This is a genomic window from Oceanobacillus rekensis (genome assembly GCF_002153375.1).
GTDB lineage: Bacteria > Bacillota > Bacilli > Bacillales > Amphibacillaceae > Oceanobacillus > Oceanobacillus rekensis.
The window spans coordinates 20,021-37,262 of record NZ_MTBQ01000005.1 but is presented as its reverse complement, the minus strand read 5'-3'; the positions used below and the strand labels follow the sequence as shown (position 1 = coordinate 37,262).

General features: G+C 39.2%; 13 protein-coding genes and 1 pseudogene. 6 read left to right on the top strand and 8 right to left on the bottom strand.

Going from position 1 to position 17,242, the window contains the following annotated elements; translation table 11 throughout:
• Positions 1 to 216: 216 nt before the first annotated feature.
• Positions 217 to 550, top strand: a pseudogene (locus BV906_RS19905) (nicotinate phosphoribosyltransferase); the annotation flags it as partial.
• 357 nt (positions 551 to 907) lie between these two features.
• On the opposite strand, the gene BV906_RS13245 reads toward BV906_RS19905, so the two are convergent.
• The 7 genes from BV906_RS13245 to BV906_RS13215 form a co-directional block, all read right to left on the bottom strand.
• Positions 908 to 1,567 carry an alpha/beta hydrolase gene (locus tag BV906_RS13245; protein ID WP_245844128.1) on the bottom strand — a complete coding sequence of 220 codons (660 nt, stop codon included), beginning with the start codon at positions 1,565 to 1,567 and terminating at the stop codon, positions 908 to 910.
• A gap of 123 nt (positions 1,568 to 1,690) precedes the next feature.
• Positions 1,691 to 2,491, bottom strand: coding sequence for an alpha/beta fold hydrolase (locus BV906_RS13240; RefSeq protein WP_087974314.1), 801 nt, complete (start codon positions 2,489 to 2,491; stop codon positions 1,691 to 1,693).
• A 687-nt stretch (positions 2,492 to 3,178) separates the two neighbouring features.
• Positions 3,179 to 4,153 (bottom strand): catechol 2,3-dioxygenase, encoded by a 975-nt coding sequence (locus BV906_RS13235; protein ID WP_087974118.1) that lies wholly within the window; start codon positions 4,151 to 4,153, stop codon positions 3,179 to 3,181.
• A 51-nt stretch (positions 4,154 to 4,204) separates the two neighbouring features.
• Entirely contained in the window at positions 4,205 to 5,452 is a 1,248-nt protein-coding gene (locus BV906_RS13230; protein WP_245844125.1) for an acyl-CoA dehydrogenase family protein, read from the bottom strand.
• A gap of 586 nt (positions 5,453 to 6,038) precedes the next feature.
• On the bottom strand, positions 6,039 to 8,357 hold the full coding sequence (locus BV906_RS13225) for an arylsulfatase (protein ID WP_087974117.1): 2,319 nt from the start codon (positions 8,355 to 8,357) through the stop codon (positions 6,039 to 6,041).
• Positions 8,358 to 8,380: 23 nt separating this feature from the next.
• Complete coding sequence (locus tag BV906_RS13220) at positions 8,381 to 9,358, bottom strand: formylglycine-generating enzyme family protein (RefSeq protein WP_087974116.1); 978 nt, start codon at positions 9,356 to 9,358, stop codon at positions 8,381 to 8,383.
• Positions 9,359 to 10,299: 941 nt separating this feature from the next.
• Complete coding sequence (locus tag BV906_RS13215) at positions 10,300 to 12,171, bottom strand: XylR N-terminal domain-containing protein (protein ID WP_245844121.1); 1,872 nt, start codon at positions 12,169 to 12,171, stop codon at positions 10,300 to 10,302.
• Positions 12,172 to 12,507: 336 nt separating this feature from the next.
• On the opposite strand from BV906_RS13215, the gene BV906_RS13210 reads away from it, so the two are divergent.
• Genes BV906_RS13210 through BV906_RS13190 form a run of 5 tightly spaced genes read left to right on the top strand, consistent with a single transcriptional unit; the run spans position 12,508 to position 16,575 of the window.
• Entirely contained in the window at positions 12,508 to 13,383 is an 876-nt protein-coding gene (locus BV906_RS13210) for an acetaldehyde dehydrogenase (acetylating) (RefSeq protein WP_087974115.1), read from the top strand.
• A 16-nt stretch (positions 13,384 to 13,399) separates the two neighbouring features.
• Complete coding sequence (dmpG, locus tag BV906_RS13205; protein WP_087974114.1) at positions 13,400 to 14,401, top strand: 4-hydroxy-2-oxovalerate aldolase; 1,002 nt, start codon at positions 13,400 to 13,402, stop codon at positions 14,399 to 14,401.
• Between the two features lie 44 nt (positions 14,402 to 14,445).
• Complete coding sequence (locus tag BV906_RS13200; protein WP_087974113.1) at positions 14,446 to 14,925, top strand: flavin reductase family protein; 480 nt, start codon at positions 14,446 to 14,448, stop codon at positions 14,923 to 14,925.
• Positions 14,926 to 14,952: 27 nt separating this feature from the next.
• Entirely contained in the window at positions 14,953 to 15,780 is an 828-nt protein-coding gene (locus BV906_RS13195; RefSeq protein WP_087974112.1) for an FAD synthetase family protein, read from the top strand.
• Between the two features lie 12 nt (positions 15,781 to 15,792).
• Positions 15,793 to 16,575 carry a 2-keto-4-pentenoate hydratase gene (locus BV906_RS13190; RefSeq protein ID WP_087974111.1) on the top strand — a complete coding sequence of 261 codons (783 nt, stop codon included), beginning with the start codon at positions 15,793 to 15,795 and terminating at the stop codon, positions 16,573 to 16,575.
• Positions 16,576 to 16,630: 55 nt separating this feature from the next.
• On the opposite strand, the gene BV906_RS13185 is transcribed toward BV906_RS13190, so the two are convergent.
• Positions 16,631 to 16,825: a hypothetical protein gene (locus BV906_RS13185; protein ID WP_087974110.1), complete on the bottom strand. Its 195-nt coding sequence runs from the start codon at positions 16,823 to 16,825 to the stop codon at positions 16,631 to 16,633.
• Between the last annotated feature and the right edge of the window lie 417 nt (positions 16,826 to 17,242).

Below are 17,242 nucleotides of genomic sequence, written 5' to 3'. Positions count from 1 at the left end.
TATCACTTTACACCTCAAGTTAGTGAAATGCAACAAAAACATTTTGAATTAAAGATTCTTTTGATCTATGGAAATCATGTAATTAGCTTTTAACCGGAATAATAGACTTGCAGCAGGAAGCTACTTATTTGATGATTAATATTTAAAGTGTGTAATTTACCACGTTGTATACATTTGTTGCAACGAATGTTTTCGTGCCAGAATACCTTCCAAATAATAGTTGCAGCTACAAAAGGCTATCATGGGATGCATCCTGAAGATGAATGCCAGCACTTGTTAATTATAATAATGATGATCTCATTGCGGACTCGTTGAAATTAGCAAGGGAATTCGGTGATAAGCTTAGGTCTGTTCGCCTTGACACTTCACGTATGCTCTAGATAAGTATTTCATGAGAAACTATCATTTGATGGGGACTTTTGATCCGCGTGGAATTAATCGAGAATTGCTAAATACATTAAGAGAAACACTTGATAAAGAAGGTTTTGGGCATGTTAAGATCGTGGTTACAGGTGGATTCACGGAAGACCGGATTATTGAATTTGAAAAAGCATTTTGGTTGGTTCAATAGCTTGTGATTCCCCTTGGTCCAAAGCGCTGGTTTGCTTTGCTATTTATGTTAATTGCTCTTTATTTTAAATAAAGGAAATAAACTCTCGAATGAAGAAGCAAATGTAAACACAAATAACAATAGAAAGTGCCCCAACATTTTCTAACGTTAGAGCACTTTTTAATTATGCTCTGTGCCTCTTTAGTTAAACAAGTTCAAAGAATAGGGCATCAATCCTTTCTTGGACCAGTCGAGTAGAAGGGAACTCCTACTCTATCTATTTAAAAATATAATTTTGGTACCTACCTGTTAAAAATACTCCGCCATCAACTCTTACAATTGATATGCTCATAAGATTTACTGCTTGTTAATGCTATGAACTCTCGCAAGCAACCAATCCGTAACATCATTTTTATTCTCATTACCAATTAAATGCCCCGTTGGATACGTTTTATATTTAACGGAAGCACCCTTTTCTTTGAAAAATTGATAATTCTTTTCCCCGATTTCCGGCGGGAAGATGTTATCTTTTTCTCCATCCGTTAAAAAGACAGATAACTGATCAATGGATTTTACCTGGTACTCACGGGCAACAAAATCTGGTACATAACCATTCATGGAAACAATGCCGCTTATTTTATCGCCAACAACTAATGCGAGTGAGTTGGCAAGTACAGCTCCTTGACTGAATCCAGCTAAATAAATATGGTTTGGATCAATTGGATACTTATCCAAGGAAGTTTCGATAAAATCTTGTAACCCTTCCATACTTTCATCAAAAAGTTTACGTCCCGGCTTTCCATATTCTTGTAAATAATAATAAGCAAAGCCTTCCTCATACGTTAAATTTCCTCGAATACCAATTAATATAAAATCCTCTTTCAATCCTTCAAATACGGACAACATTTCATTTTCGTTATAGCCAATTCCATGTAAAGCGAATAAAACTGGGTATTTCTTGTTTTCTTTCACACCGTTCGAAGGAAGCACAATCTCATATTGGTAAGTTTCGCTCATCATCATTCATCCTTTTTTTTATATTAGTCTGCTAATTGGAAGCATAGGGACGGTTCTCTTGCTTCCATATCTGCACAAAAGGAAGCACGAGAACCGTCCCCGTGCTTCCTCTGTATTAGTTTTTTAGTTTTTAAGAAATGCTTGTATGTGGTCAATAAATGGTTCTGTTTTTTCAATTTGTGTCCAGTGACCACATTCAGTGAATAAATGGAGCTCGGCATGTGGTAATAGCTGAACTAATTTATAACTTGTGTCTTCAAATGGAATAACTTGATCATTTAAGCCGTGGAATAATAAAGTTTCCGTGTTAATCTTCTTAATTTCTTCGTCCGGCAATGCAAGTTCATCCAGTCTTTCTTGTCGGTTATTAAAGAACATCGTTGCAAATGCGTCTCTGGACTCTGGTTGGATACTTGCTTCGTAACGCATGCGAACCAGTTCGTCATTTTTTGCTGCGTTTTGATCATAGGAGAACAGTTGAATCAATTCTTGCATCGATTCAAAGCTTGGCTCGTATCCCCAGACGCGGTCTAAACCATATGATATTTCATGCTGCGTCCCAACGCTTCCCATTAAAACTAATTTCTTCACTAAATCAGGTCTTCTATGTGCTACATGAAGTGACAGGGCTCCGCCGAATGAGTTTCCTACTAAATGTACGGGTTCATCTGATACTGCTTCGATAAAACCAATCAGATGGTCTACCCACAGATCAAGTGTGTATTCATCTTTTGAAAGCTTATCTGTTTCGCCAAAACCAACGATGTCCGGTGCAAACACATGAAGTGATTCACTTAAACGCGGAATAACGAGTCTCCAGTTTGCAAATGCTGATACACCAGGACCTGACCCGTGTATGAGGATCATCTTTTCTGTTCCTGAACCTTCTTCATGATAATGTGTATTAATTCCATTGATTTTCATTTGTTTTGAACTGATTTGTAATTGCAAGTAAAACCCTCCTATTACCTTTTTATAAGGCTTGATAGATAACTGTTGAATGGATGAATTTTTTAAGTAAACTTTGGGACTGCGGTTGCTCGTCCCATCGAAAAGATCTGATGTAACTGCTAGATAATTACTATAATTATGTGCTTCTACCGCCGTCCGGGATCGCTGCGGGCGGATGCGCACCTTAGGGTACGGCCTCAGCCCCGAAGAGAAAACCACTCTTCTCGGTGGCTTCGGACATGTGCTTTTCCCGCAGGAGTCACCGCCTTCCGCTCCCCCGGACTGGTGAAGCTTTGTGATCTGATTTTGTATTAATAGCCAATGCAGTTAATAATTTGTAAGCTTAAAACTAGCTCTGGGAAATACACGAAGACTCCTAAGGGAAAAGAGGCATAGGTGAGATACTGAAATGCGTTAGCATGAAGGGGCTCACCAGCCGCCCGCGAACCGCAAGTATATTTCCCAGAGCGTCGCCGATGTCACCTATCTTCCATTCGCAGCCGTTTACCTCGACTACGAAGCAGATAAAAGCAACCTACGCGAAAACCGCCAATAAACAAACAGATAACAATCGTATAACCTAAAAAGATGAGCATGAAAGAGGAAGCCTACGATCCTTCCCTCTTTCATGTTCCCCCAACTTATACTATAAAAACGCTATTAATTTTTCACTGGCTCTTTGCTTCTTACAGGTGTTCCATATTGGAAAAACTCTTGAGGCAATTGCGTACCATGCCATAGAATAGCTTGATCTACATCTTTAGCATCCCATTCGATTGTTTTCCAATCTGGGTCAAAGATTAGATAACCTGCATCACCAAATAGTTCTACACGATTTCCACCTGGTTCGAAAACATACATACATGCTGCCTGGGATACGCCATGTTTAATCGGACTTACTTCGATTTCGTATCCGTTTTCAATCAATAAATCTGCAACATCTGTTAAATGCTGTGGATAACCATACCAGTAACAAATGTGGTGAAGACGCCCTTCTTCTTCTAATGCATCTCCCATAATCGCAACATCATGCACTAAGTTACTAACACTTAACCATGCAGCAACGTCTGTATTATCAGGAGCTAAAATACGCTCGCGAACTTTAAAGCCAAGTGCTTCTTCCAAAAACTCCACATTTTTATTTGTTTCTTTTGCCAGTAAATTAATGTGGTCTAAACGACGGACAGGTACACCGCGATTCGGACGTTTTTGCGGGCGATTCAATAATGGGGTTTTCTGATCGTCAGGTGCTTGATAATATTCAACATCCCAGAAGATTTCCATCTTATGACCATCCGGTGATTTGAACTGATATGCACGGCCATGACCGATATCTCCATCGATCCAGCCAATACCGCAGCCCATCTTTTCAATCTCAGCTACGCGACGCTCAAGTGCTTGAGGCGATGTAGCTCTTAAGGACAGATGACCTAATCCAGCCTCATGATGCTCAGTGATAACTAATGTATTATGGTAGTGATCCTCATATGCACGCATGTAAACCGACTTTCCTTCACGGTATACATCATCCATTCCTAAAATTTCTTTAAAAAACTTTACAGATTCCTCTAATTTAGGGCTATAAATCTCAATATGTGCCAGATGTGCAATATCAAAAATACGTTCTTTTGTCATTTCATTTTCCCCCAATAAATTTAGTTTTTAATATTTTAAAGGATTACCCGTTTACCAGATTGGATGTCCATCAAATCCGAGAATCGTTTTTCCATACGCTACCATTGCATCTTCATATAGATGTGATGGATGTGCTGCAACTGCAAGTATGTCACGAACAAATCTTTCTGAATGTTGATCCTTATAAATTGAATTCCCACCAAGTGTTGTTAAAATCCGTGTTGCCGTATCTGCTGATGTTTTAGCAATATACGCACGCATCGCGAACAGCTGTTCACGCTCTTCTTCCTCTAAAACCCGAATACCATTTTCCTGATAATAACTTAATTTATCCATATATTGCTTCGCTACAGCTTTTACAGCTGTTAACTGTATGGATATTTCACCAAGTGTACGCTGGGCGCTGCCACCGTCTTTTTCGCTTGCATTATTGTTGTAAATACGAATGCGTCCCTTTGTCTTTTCTTTAAAGTCGTTAACGAGTCGTTCCAAACCGCCAATTGCAACTTGTGAAAATCCAGATAGGAAGTATGCCATATAAGGTACATTGAAAATCTGGTAGTCCTCTTCGTAGTTGCCGTCTGGAGCTGTGGCACCATTAATAACTCTTTTTGCTGGGAAAACATTATGGGCTGGAACATATACATTATCTAGCTTCACTCCGTTACTGCCTGTCCCACGAAGGCCAATTGGATCCCAGTTTTCAACGAGCTCTACATCCTTTTTATGGACGATAAACAAACTTAGCTCTGGCTCTTCGCCATCTCTCATCTTGTGAATCGCACCGAGGCCAATGTAATCACTCCATAATACGCCACTGCAGAAGTTCCATTGACCACTGATTCGATAACCTTCTCCATCAGGATCATCTGTAACTTTTCCAACTGGTGCAAAGACATCAGCCAATAAAGCATTCGTTTTGTACATTTCGTCCCGACCTTTTTTTGGTAAAAATGCCGGCCATGATTCGTGAATAATAGCGAAATATGTTATCCAAGCAGCTGGAACACTATAGTTGGCTACCGTTCGAACGATATCACCAAAGGTATGAAAATCTAAATCCTGACCACCATATGCTTTCGGTCTATGCAGCTTGTGAAAGCCAGCCTCTTTCATTTTTTCAATGACTACATCTGGCAATTTCGCATCATTATCTGATTGTAAAGCATGCTTTTCAGCTAACTCTCCAATTTCTTTTGCCTTTTGAAGCAACTCTTCTCTATTAAATGTTTTCTGAGCTTCTAAAGTACTGATTGGCAATGTAATTCCTCCTTCATGTTCTTTTGTAAACGCAATCATTTTTTACAAACAACCTGTCTGACTAGTTATAGTATATTTGGCATCGATTCATTATGATAGCTATTAAAAATACTAAAGTTTACTATATTTTTAGATTTTATATACTAATTGACTTTTCTAAATGTTTGCAAAAGCCAGTGATGGTAAGCGTTTTTATAGGGAACTTCTATTTATAAAAAGTACATTATTTTTCTAAAAAAATACAAACCTTAGAAGAATACAGTCAGACTAACTGCTTTCTGATAAGGTTTGTATTTACGAATAAGGAGCGATTTCGAAATCCGCTCCCCATCTTCCTGGTAACAGCAGCTTCACTCGGGTTTCAGCACACATCATACGGGCCATACGCAACTCCACCCGGGCCTCAGCACACATCATACGGGCCATACGCTGCTCTACTCGGGCCTAAGCACTTCCCAAAAAGAAACATAAAAGTTTATAAGTAAATATTTCATTTATAAAAAGCAACCTCAAAAGAAAAACAGTCAGACTAACTGCCTTCTCCTAAGTTTCATTCTTACTAGTTCCCACTGTTTCAGGCAGTTTTTTTAAAAGAAAAAGGAGCGGTTTCGAAACCGCTCCTCACCTATTCAATTAATATATATTCAGCTTCTTCAAAATCGTATTGAACCTTCTCAATTTCACCGGTAAATGGAAAACTTTCCTTATCCGCATATTCAGGGCTTACAGGATATAGTAGATCTTTGCCAATATCCAACCCTTCGAAAGACGTTTTGAACGGAAGTGATAGTATTTCCGTTTCACCAACAGGATCATCATTGATGAACAATGTACCCGTACCTTGATGCTCACCTGTTTTTTCAAAGGCAAATGTTACAGTATTCTCCCCCTCACCTAAATTCTTATCTGAGGTGATGATAAATCTTTCTGCACCATTATGATACTCATAATGAAGCATATTTTCTTTTACATAGAAGGTATATCCGCTCTTATCATTACCTAAAGCAAGTAGTACCCCTTCATCTCCTTTACCTGAAACAATTGGAATGGTAATCTCATAATTACGATTTAATGTCAGTGGTGCAGCTGATTCACTTAAATGTGACATTCCTGGATAATACGTAAACGATTTTCTTGCTCTTATATTACCCTCTGGTAAATTTGCTAGACCTTCTAAGAAGCCTTCTGATAATGGGAATACATTATTCTTTTCTGCTTCCTCATTCCAAAGGTCAATCAGTTCCTCAACTAATTCTGGATGGTCAGCTGCCACATTATATAATTCTGAAAAATCCTCTGTTACATTGTAAAGTTCCCATTCATCATCTTCAAAATCTGTACCTGGCTCGTGTTTGGATATTGCTTTCCATCCATCATGATAAATCGTACGTTTACCACTAAGTTCAAAGTATTGTGTATCCTTACCCGTCTTCGCATCCGGGTTATCAAATGTTTCTGCAAAACTGATTCCTGTCACTTCCATTTGCTCAATGCCATTTAATTGATCTGGTACTTCAATTCCAAGGACATCATATACTGTTGCTGTAATATCACTAACATGTGTAAATTGTGTACTGATTTCACCCTTTGATTCGATACCATTCGGCCAATGAGCAATCATAGAAGTACGTATTCCACCAGCATGTGTCGTGCCTTTAAATTTCGCAAACGGTGTATTACTTACTTGGGACCAACCTGAAGGATAATCACTATTCGTCTGTTCGCCACCAATTTGATCGTATTTTTCAAGCATCGATTCAAATTCTTCAGGAACTTTACTATATGCAAGGGCCTGATTCGTTGCCCCATTTTCTCCACCTGAGAAGCTGGCACCATTATCGGAAATTAATACAATGAGCGTATTATCTAATTCTCCCTTTTCCTCTAAGGAATTAACTAATTTCCCAACTTGTTCGTCGGTGTGTGTTAAGAATCCCGCATATGTCTCCATAAACCTAGTATAAAGTTTCTTTTGCTCTTCGTTTAGGCTATCCCATGCAGGTACATCAGGATCACTTGGAGCAAGTTCTGCATCTCCTGGAATAACTCCAAGTTCCTTTTGTTTTGCAAATCGTTGTTCCCGCAAAACATCCCAGCCTTCATCATACTTACCTTCGTACATTTCAATATATTCCTCAGGTACTTGATGCGGCATATGCTGTGCACCAAAACCAAGATACATAAAGAAAGGATCATCCGGTCGAATGGATACATGATCCGTGATATATTGTCTCGCATTCCCAACAATATCTTCTGAATAGTGATAGTTTTCTACATCTGGTAAAGGTACGATGCTATTATCTCTAAATAATTCTGGACGGAACTGATCAGAAGAATCTTCTAAGTTTCCATAATATCGATCAAATCCTCTTCCAAGTGGCCATCTATCATATGGACCAGCAGGAGAAAGCTCTACTGTCGGTGTAATATGCCATTTTCCAAGTCCAAAGTTTGTATAATTATTTTCTCCAAGTACTTCTGTTACAAAACCAGCTTCTTTAGGTATTTCAGCTCTACGGCTTGGATACTCCTCACCAAAATCAAAATTCGCCACATTCCCCATGCCAACAGCGTGAGTATTTCTTCCTGTTAGCAAGGAGGCACGTGTTGGAGAACAAACTGGTGCTGTATGAAAGTTATTATACCTCAAACCATTTTCTGCTAGCGCATCTATATTTGGCGTACTTATTTCAGATCCAAAGCTACCCAAATCAGAAAAACCAGAATCATCTAATACGATATACATCACATTCGTTTTTTCTTCTATTTTCGCTTGATTTTCAGCTTCCTCCACGGGACCTGCGTCAGCATTAGCTTCTTCCGTCTGAGCTTGACATCCCCCTAAGAAAATAGTTGCTGCCAATGCCGCCGTACTGAACATGGAAAATTTGTTAACGTACTTTGACCATGGCTTTTCATCTCTCTTTTTATATTCCAAGAGCATTTCCTCCCTTTTTAATGATAAATTTAAACATCTGTGACACAGCGAAATCCTATATTCCCTGATGCACTATTCGGTGTATTTTTTGATCTTGCTGCTACACGGTACCGATTACAATAGGAATGATGACAAAGATACGAACCACCACGCATCACACGTGATTCACCTGATTTTGGCCCTTTAGGATTATTCCTTCCACCACGGTCCCGTACACTCTTCGCGAACCAATCGGAGCACCATTCCCAAACATTCCCAACCGTATTGTATAAGCCATATTCGTTTGGCGGGAAGGATTTAGCAGGGGCCGTACCTATGTAACCATCTTCTTTGGTGTTTGTCTTTGGAAACTCTCCTTGCCAAACATTACAAAGATGTTCCTCATTTGGTGTAAGTTCATCTCCCCACGGAAATTTCTTATGTTCTAATCCACCCCGTGCCGCAAACTCCCATTCAGCCTCTGTCGGCAGCCTTTTCCCTGCCCATTCACAATAAGCGCTCGCATCATTCCATGACACATGTACAACCGGATGATCTATCTTTTTTTCAATGCTTGAGTCCGGTCCCTCTGGATGCTTCCATGATGTTCCACGTACAACGAGCCACCATGGCGTCTGCTGAACGACTTGCTTTACTTTACGTTTTGTTTGATTACTAACAAATTGATAGAAAACAAATGACCATCCAAATCGCTCTGAATCCGTCACATAGCCTGTCTCATTTACGAAATCGCGAAATTCCGCATTTGTAACACTATGGGCATCCATATAAAAAGGATCTACCGTAACCTTTCGAACTGGCCCCTCCCCATCTTCCGGGTAACCGTCCTTATCCTTCGTACCCATAAAGAAACTACCACCAGGAATATAGATTTGTTTAGCCGATTCTACTTTTACAGATGATAGAGTGTTTTCCTCAAAATCTAGCTCTTGTCTAGAATCATCGTCTATTGCCACGATGTCACTCCGACTCATACTGCAGCAATGTGATGTTTTACTATGATCCATTTTGAATCAATCATCCTCCTTTTTCCTTGCACACCTTCACTCGGGCGGCAACGCATTCCAGACGGGCCTAACACATCCCCACTCGGGCCTCAGCACACCAGCTTGTGTTTACCTGGGCCAAATCCATCTTGGAAACCGCTTTCAAATCCAACTTTTGATAATAGACATACCAAGAAATAAATGTGGGGAAGATATCATCCTTCCTTTTTCTTAAAATTAATTGTATTGTCAAAAAATTCTGTTCAATAGATTACCATTATATTTGCCTTACATTCACGAAGATAGCTATATAAAGTACGGAAGTTCACTGTTTATTCGTACTTTATATACTAATAAGTATAAATAAGCACCTGTATCTTCATATATAGAGGTTACAAGTACAACTTTTATTCGTAAAAATCAAATTAAAAAAGAAAACAGTCATAACTGCTTTCTTTTAAGGTTTGTTCTTACTGGTTTCGATTGTTTCAAATGGTTTTTAAAAAATTTACGAATAAGGAGCGGTTTAGAAAACCGCTCCTCACCTCAACTCAGACGGGCCTAACACACTTCCACTCGGGCCTCAGCTCAACTCAGACGGGCATCAGCTCAACTCAGACGGGCCAAACACACCTTCACTCGGGCATCAGCTCAACTCAGACGGGCCAAACGAAACTCCACTCGGGCATCAGCACACCACAAACGGGCCAAACACACCTCCACTCGGGCCTCAGCTCAACTCAGACGGGCCAAACACACCTTCACTCGGGCCTCAGCTCACCTCATACGGGCCAAACGAAACTCCACTCGGGCCTCAGCACACCTCAAACGGAAACATAGAAGTTTGTAAGTAAATCTTTACTCGTAAAAATCAAATAAAAAGTTAAAAACCCCAGAACAAAACAGTCAGACTAACTGCTTTCTCCTAAGGTTGTTCTGCAAATTCATAAATAATCAATCAATTAAACCGTAATCTCTCCCCTCGCTTTCAACACATTCAATGCCATATAAACGGAGAAAACACTTTTTGTATCGTTCAAATCGATATTTAAAATATCGCTAATCTTCTCTAAACGATACCGTAATCCACTTATAGACATCGTAAGAGCTTTAGCGGTGTTATTAATATTAATACCGTTCTCTATATAGGCATATAACGTTTTAATTAAATCGCAACTTTTGTCCGCTTCAAGCAATTCCCCTACTTGTTTATAAACAAAACGATTAATTAATGTCTCATCAGGTATTTGAAATAAGACACTTTCAATCCCTAAGTCCTCAAAATAATGAATTTGTTTCTTCGGATTTTTCGCTTTTAATGTTGCCAACGTTTCATCATATAGTATAGGAAGCTGGTCGATTTTTTGAACGACTGTGCTTACACCAATAAAAAATTTATATTTGGTGAAACGGCGTAAACAATGCTTTAATAACTGATTAATAAATTTTGATTGCTTCATATATTGTTTTTCAAATGCGGAATATTCCATTGCCATAATAATTTTATCCGCTTTTTGCGATACGATTGCGTTTATATTTCTCTCCTTGAAAAAAAAGTTTACGTAACGGACTAATTCCTCATTGACTTCAATCTCATGATTCATCTCGGATTCATTGATATTTCTTTCCATCGTAAGCATCCAGTAAGAATCATCTGGATTAAAATTAAGATAATAGGCAACTTTATAGATTTCTTCTTTCTCTAATCTGTTCTCTAAAATGTCATTTAAGAAATCACGTCTAATGTTCAGCTCGGTATTCATCTTAATATCTTCATTCAGCAATATAATCGATGCTGTGAGTGAAGCTTGGTCGATAATCATGTAATCCAAATCATTTGGTGTATGATCTGTGGAATAAAGAAACGAACAATACCCCTTAATTTTTTGTTCAAAGTAAATAGGTGTTCGAAGTATACCTATTCCAGGAGAAATATTTATAAAACTAGTCGTATCCGTACTTATTTTCCCCAAATCAAAATCAATCGTAACATCATCCGATTTCACCATAATCTGATGGTGTTCATTTTCAATAAATGTAGGTAGGCCTGTTGTTTTATATAATGAGTCTACAATGCTTTGTAGCCCTTTCTTTGACAATAATTCTTCAATTAATTTCCGATGAATGGTATATGTTTTATTTAAATTATCACGTTCAATTTTTAATTTTGCTGTTATTTCATCCAATTCCTGAATCATACTGGTAGATTGGTAATATCTATTTTCATTTTCCAGCTCTTTTCCCAGCTTTTCCTGAGGTATAATAATGGTTTCACATTTATCATGACCCATCCCCATGCATTTAGTTTCTTTAACGATCATAGGCCTATTTAAAACCGTTGATAAATAGCCACTCGCATAGCCGCAAAGGGTGTGACAAACAGGTTGATCACTATGAATACCGCTCTTTAAAAACTCATGTGCTTCAAATGAATTAAACCAGTCGGCATCTATCAACGCTAAGTCGCCTTCATTATCATAGTCAATAGCATTTATTATAACATCATCGAGGTATCCGTGTAATCGATGCAATTTTGGTCCAGCATTAATTAGATCAACTTCATTTTCCCACTGAGAAGTGAGCGCTTTTTCTCCGTCACTAACACCACAATGCCAACCATATCGAATAAAAATCCCCTTCGTGCGATCATCTCCGATAGTTGCTACAAGCTCCTTTTTTAAAGCCGACATAGCCGTAACCGGAATGGTAACCATGCGGTCATAAAAAGATTTTAAGGCCTCTTCTTTGGGCAATTCAAATACATCATTTAATGTTGTACTGCTTAGATCGACATTCACTTGTATACACCCTTTCATATCATGAATCGTGTTCATTCGAATTAGCTTTTAAAACGTTTCACACTAAAAATAATTGAAAATTGCTATTTATCATAGGGTTCATTTTATTTACATAAGTGATACTATTTGGTTATTGAGTTCCAAGCAAAGTTTATAAGGGGTTGGGGAACATTCACAATACTTGCTTTAAACCTTATTCATCTTTTAAAAAACTTGTTAACGGTTACATTTTAAATGGTCAAGATTTAAAATTTTCAGGTATCTAATCTGTATATCATTATACCACAGGAAAAATCAAAAAGAGAAGAATTATCCCCCCTTATAACAAGGCTAGAGTAAATTTAAATTTTATAGCAAAGGAGGATGCATTTTATGTCTAAACTTAAAGTAGCTATTTTAGGTTCTGGAAATATCGGAACCGACCTTATGAAAAAAATTATGCGTTCACCGCACCTGGAGCTAACGACAGTTATTGGTATTGATCCGGATTCAGACGGTCTTCGTAAAGCAAGAGAAGCAGGCTTCAAAACCGTTCACACAGGTTTGGATGGCTTTTTAGAAAATCCTGAGGAGGCAGATGTTGTATTCGATGCGACAAGCGCTTACGCACATATAAAACATGCGGAGCAGCTTGAAGCCCATGGAATTCGTGCGATTGATTTAACACCGGCAGCAGTCGGGCCGCTCACCGTACCAACTGTCAATCTTCATGAAAATCCGGATGCTAAAAATGTCAACATGATCACATGCGGTGGACAGGCAACCATTCCAATTATCCATGCCGTATCTCAACTTTATGAGGTAGAATACGCGGAAATCGTTGCAACGATAGCAAGTAAGAGTGCTGGTCCTGCAACGCGTGCGAACATTGATGAATTTATCGCGACAACTTCCCGCGCTATTGAGGTTGTAGGTGGAGCCAAAAAAGGGAGAACCGTAATGATTTTAAACCCTGCGGAGCCGCCAATTATGATGAACGATACGATTCACTTAATAGTCGATCAGACATTAGTGGATGAAGATGCTCTATATGAGAAATTACTTCAAACAGAGCAAGCGGTACAGCAATATGTACCAGGCTACCGCCTAAAATCCCGTCCATTTGTTGAAGAAAATCGAATTTCAGTATTTGTAGAGGTTTCTGGGGCAGCAGATTATTTACCTGCCTATGCAGGAAACTTGGATATTATCACTGCAGCCGCAGTCAAAATCGCAGAGGAATGGTCAAAAGCAAAAGCCACTGTTTAAGGGAGGGGATTATCGGATGAAAAGAGATGTCATCATTACAGAAGTCGCTTTACGCGATGGTAGTCATGCAATGCGCCATCAGTTTACAGAGGAGCAAGTGCGTGCTGCAGTAACAGGATTAGATGAAGCCAATGTGCCCTATATCGAAGTCACGCATGGCGATGGTTTAGGAGGTTCCACCATACAGTATGGGCATTCCTTAACAGATGAGTTCAAACTCATTGAGGCAGCTGTGGAAACAGCGAAGAACGCAAAAATCGCAGTCCTGTCACTTCCTGGAATTGCAACGAAGCCGAATATAAAACGTGCAGCTGACTTAGGGGTCTCTATGTTGCGTGTTGCCACACATGTGACAGAAGCAGATGTGTCCCTACAACATTTAAATCTTGGCAAAGAATTAGGCCTAGAAACGGTCGGATTTCTAATGATGTCCCATATGGCTGAACCAAGTAAAATTGTGGAACAGGCAAAGATTATGGTGAACGGCGGGGCTGATGTCATTTACCTTGTTGATTCAGCTGGTGCATTATTGCCATATCAAGTAACAGAACGCATCAAAGCATTAAAACAAGAAATAGACGTACCAGTCGGCTTCCATGCTCATAATAACTTATCATTAGCCGTAGCTAATTCATTGGCGGCAATTGAAGCCGGTGCAGAACGTATAGACGGAAGTATTCGCTGTCTCGGTGCAGGAGCTGGCAATACGCAAACAGAGGTAATCGCGAGTGTTCTAGATAAAATGGGGATTCAAACCGGTATTGATATTTATAAAATAATGGATGTTGCCGAAGATGTTATCGCACCTATCTTACCGCAGCCACAGGAAATTACGAGGGGCAGTCTCGTACTAGGGTATGCAGGTGTATATTCAAGCTTTTTGCTACATGCAAATAAAGCTTCAGAGAAATTTGGTGTCGATGCCCGTGATATTTTAATGGAAATCGGTAAGCGCAAAGCTGTTGGCGGCCAGGAAGATATGATTCTAGAAGTAGCGGCAGAGCTACAACAACAATAATCATTATCAATCAAGCATTTAATTATTTATGGGAGGTAATTTTAATGGATGATCGTCAATTTAGAAATGCAATGGGGAAATTCGCAACTGGGGTAAATGTTATTGCAACGGAAACAGATGGTGAAATTCACGGTATGACAGCAAACGCCTTTATGTCTGTATCACTTGATCCAAAATTGATTGTTATATCAATCAAAGAAGGTGCAAAGATGCTGGATAAAATAAAGGAAAGTAATCGCTTTTCAGTAAATGTTCTTTCTTGCGAGCAACAAGAAGAATCGATGATTTTTGCTGGTCAGAAGAAAATGGAAGATGCATTCAATTTCGATTATTTAGAACAAGTACCTGTCGTAAGAAATGCGTTGGCTCAACTTTCTTGTGAAGTCTACAATGAACACGTCGAAGGTGATCATACATTGTTTATCGGACGGGTAACAGGATTGGACTTGCAAGATGGGGATCCATTAATTTTCAACTGTGGTAAATACCGTGAACTGAAAGAACTCGAAAGCGTATCTGTCTAAACTTTTAATAGGAGGGGGAGAAAGCTAATGAAAACAATCTATTTAAATTCACAAAACCTGACTTATTGGCAGGAACACTCCAGTGAAAATGTAATCGCTTTAGGTTTTTTCGATGGGATTCACAAGGGGCATCAAAAAGTAATACTGGCGGCTAAAGAAGAAGCTAAAAAAAGAGATGTGGATTTAACGGTGATGAGCTTTTTCCCCCATCCTAAAGTTGTCCTTTCAGGTGGAAAGAAAGAGTTTGACTATTTGATGCCTTTACAGGAAAAAGCAGATGTGCTGGAAACATTAGGGGTAGATCGATTTTATATTGTTGAGTTTAATAGAGAATTCGCCTCTCTCTCACCTCAAGCATACTTGGATAAATACCTATTAAAGTTCGGTACCGTTCATGCGGTAGCAGGGTATGATTTTAAGTATGGCAAAATGGGGGCGGGTACTATTGACCGTATGATAGAGGACTCTTCCGGGAAGTTGGATGTAACAAAGGTCAGTAAAATTGAGTACTTGGGACAGAAGATAAGCTCCACCCGCATTAGAAATACCATCGCTGAAGGTCGGTTAGAAGACCTTTCAGCAATGATGGGGCGCGTATATAAAGTTAGAGGGAAAATAGTAAACGATTCTTTTTCTCCTGAAAGCTATTATATGCTGCCTGGAAGCGGCGTGTATGAAGTGACGATTCACTCCGGAAGTGAAATCTTTTATACAGAAGTCGAAAACGATCCAGAGATAAGCAAGTTTGAGATTTTAGATAAAAAATTGCGAGATGACCTTAACGGTTCAGACATTTCTGTTAGATGGAGGAAATGCCTGTCTAATGAAAGGTTATATGATTTTATAGAGAGATGAGGAGTTTAAGATATGGTTGCAAAGATAAAAGATGCTGCAATGGAAATTTACGAAGCAGAGAAAAATCGCCAGCCAATCGATCCCTTTACAGATACAGATACGGCTATTTCCGTTAACGATGCATATCAAATTCAATTGAATTATGTGGAAGAGCGTAAAAGAAATGGAGCTACCGTTAAAGGGAAAAAAATTGGGCTGACAAGTAAAGCGATGCAAGAGATGCTAGGCGTTGACCGCCCCGACTATGGTCACATACTAGATGATATGATTTTTTCGGAAGGAACACCGATCGATGCTGACCGTTTCATTGCTCCGAGAGTGGAATTTGAAATTGCTTTCGTTTTGAAGCATTCCCTTAAAGGTCCTGGTATTACATTGGAAGATGTGAAACAAGCTATCGATTATGCTGTTCCAGCAGCAGAACTTATTGACAGTCGAATTAAAGATTGGAAAATCAAGTTCGAGGATACCGTAGCAGATAACGGTTCATCAGCTGGTGCTGTATTTGGTAAGAGTAAGAAAAGCTTGGAAGATCTTGATCTACCGAATGTAGAAATGACAGTATATCAAAATGGTGAGTTTCTGGATCAGGCACTAGGTTCTGCGGTTTTGGGGAATCCTTTAGAAGCAGTAGTCTGGCTTGCCAACGCTTTAGGAGAATATGATATTGCACTGAATGCTGGAGAGGTAATTCTTGCAGGTGCACTTGCGAAAGCTGTCCCAGTACAAAATGGAGATACGTTTAAAGCGGAATTTGGAGGATTGGGAACTGTAACAATTGAATTTGGAAAATAGTTTGTTTTTTGTGAAGATAGTATCTGTTGACTATCTTCTTTGTTTTTATTTCACCCTATCTTAGGAAGGGATTTTCATCTCGTTTCATCGTAGCTTTGATAAATATCCCTATCGTTAAAATGATAATACCTATCATACCTAATATAAATTCAACAATATAAAAGTCTGAATCTCGTATAAAGCGAATAAGAAATCCTCCACCAAATATTGTTGTCATTAAAATACCAATAAATGTTAGCCAGTACTTCAAATCGTTTCGCTCCTTTTAGTTATAACAGTTAATTTAGGATGATTTAAGTTCCTTTTTCTCCAATTACATTGAAAAAATTAAAATAGTTAAACCATTAAACTATAAGTATGTGCTTTGCCGCCGTCCGGGATCGCTCCGGGCGGATGCTTTCCGCGGGCACGGCCTCAGCCTCCTCGAGGAGACCACTCTGCGGGGTCTTCGGACACGTGCTTTTCCCGCAGGAGTCACCCCACAGCGATGCCGGACTGGTGAGGCTGTGTAATGTGTTTTTATAGTAATCACTAATGTAATTAATAGTTTGCAAGCATAACACCAGCTCTAGGAAATATAAGTAGACCCCAGCCGTCCGCAACCGCAAGTATATTTCCCAGAGCGGTCGCCGAAGTTTCTTATTTACTTCAACGATAGATTCCAATA

Excerpts from the sequence above, each read along its gene's own strand:
- BV906_RS13210 (WP_087974115.1), top strand. The coding sequence starts at position 12,508 with ATGTCTAAACTTAAAGTAGCTATTTTAGGTTCTGGAAATATCGGAACC.
- BV906_RS13215 (WP_245844121.1), bottom strand. The coding sequence starts at position 12,171 with ATGAACACGATTCATGATATGAAAGGGTGTATACAAGTGAATGTCGAT.
- BV906_RS13245 (WP_245844128.1), bottom strand. The coding sequence starts at position 1,567 with ATGAGCGAAACTTACCAATATGAGATTGTGCTTCCTTCGAACGGTGTG.
- BV906_RS13230 (WP_245844125.1), bottom strand. The coding sequence starts at position 5,452 with ATGATTGCGTTTACAAAAGAACATGAAGGAGGAATTACATTGCCAATC.
- BV906_RS13190 (WP_087974111.1), top strand. The coding sequence starts at position 15,793 with ATGGTTGCAAAGATAAAAGATGCTGCAATGGAAATTTACGAAGCAGAG.
- dmpG (WP_087974114.1), top strand. The coding sequence starts at position 13,400 with ATGAAAAGAGATGTCATCATTACAGAAGTCGCTTTACGCGATGGTAGT.
- BV906_RS13240 (WP_087974314.1), bottom strand. The coding sequence starts at position 2,491 with ATGAAAATCAATGGAATTAATACACATTATCATGAAGAAGGTTCAGGA.
- BV906_RS13235 (WP_087974118.1), bottom strand. The coding sequence starts at position 4,153 with ATGACAAAAGAACGTATTTTTGATATTGCACATCTGGCACATATTGAG.
- BV906_RS13195 (WP_087974112.1), top strand. The coding sequence starts at position 14,953 with ATGAAAACAATCTATTTAAATTCACAAAACCTGACTTATTGGCAGGAA.
- BV906_RS13200 (WP_087974113.1), top strand. The coding sequence starts at position 14,446 with ATGGATGATCGTCAATTTAGAAATGCAATGGGGAAATTCGCAACTGGG.
- BV906_RS13220 (WP_087974116.1), bottom strand. The coding sequence starts at position 9,358 with ATGGATCATAGTAAAACATCACATTGCTGCAGTATGAGTCGGAGTGAC.
- BV906_RS13225 (WP_087974117.1), bottom strand. The coding sequence starts at position 8,357 with ATGCTCTTGGAATATAAAAAGAGAGATGAAAAGCCATGGTCAAAGTAC.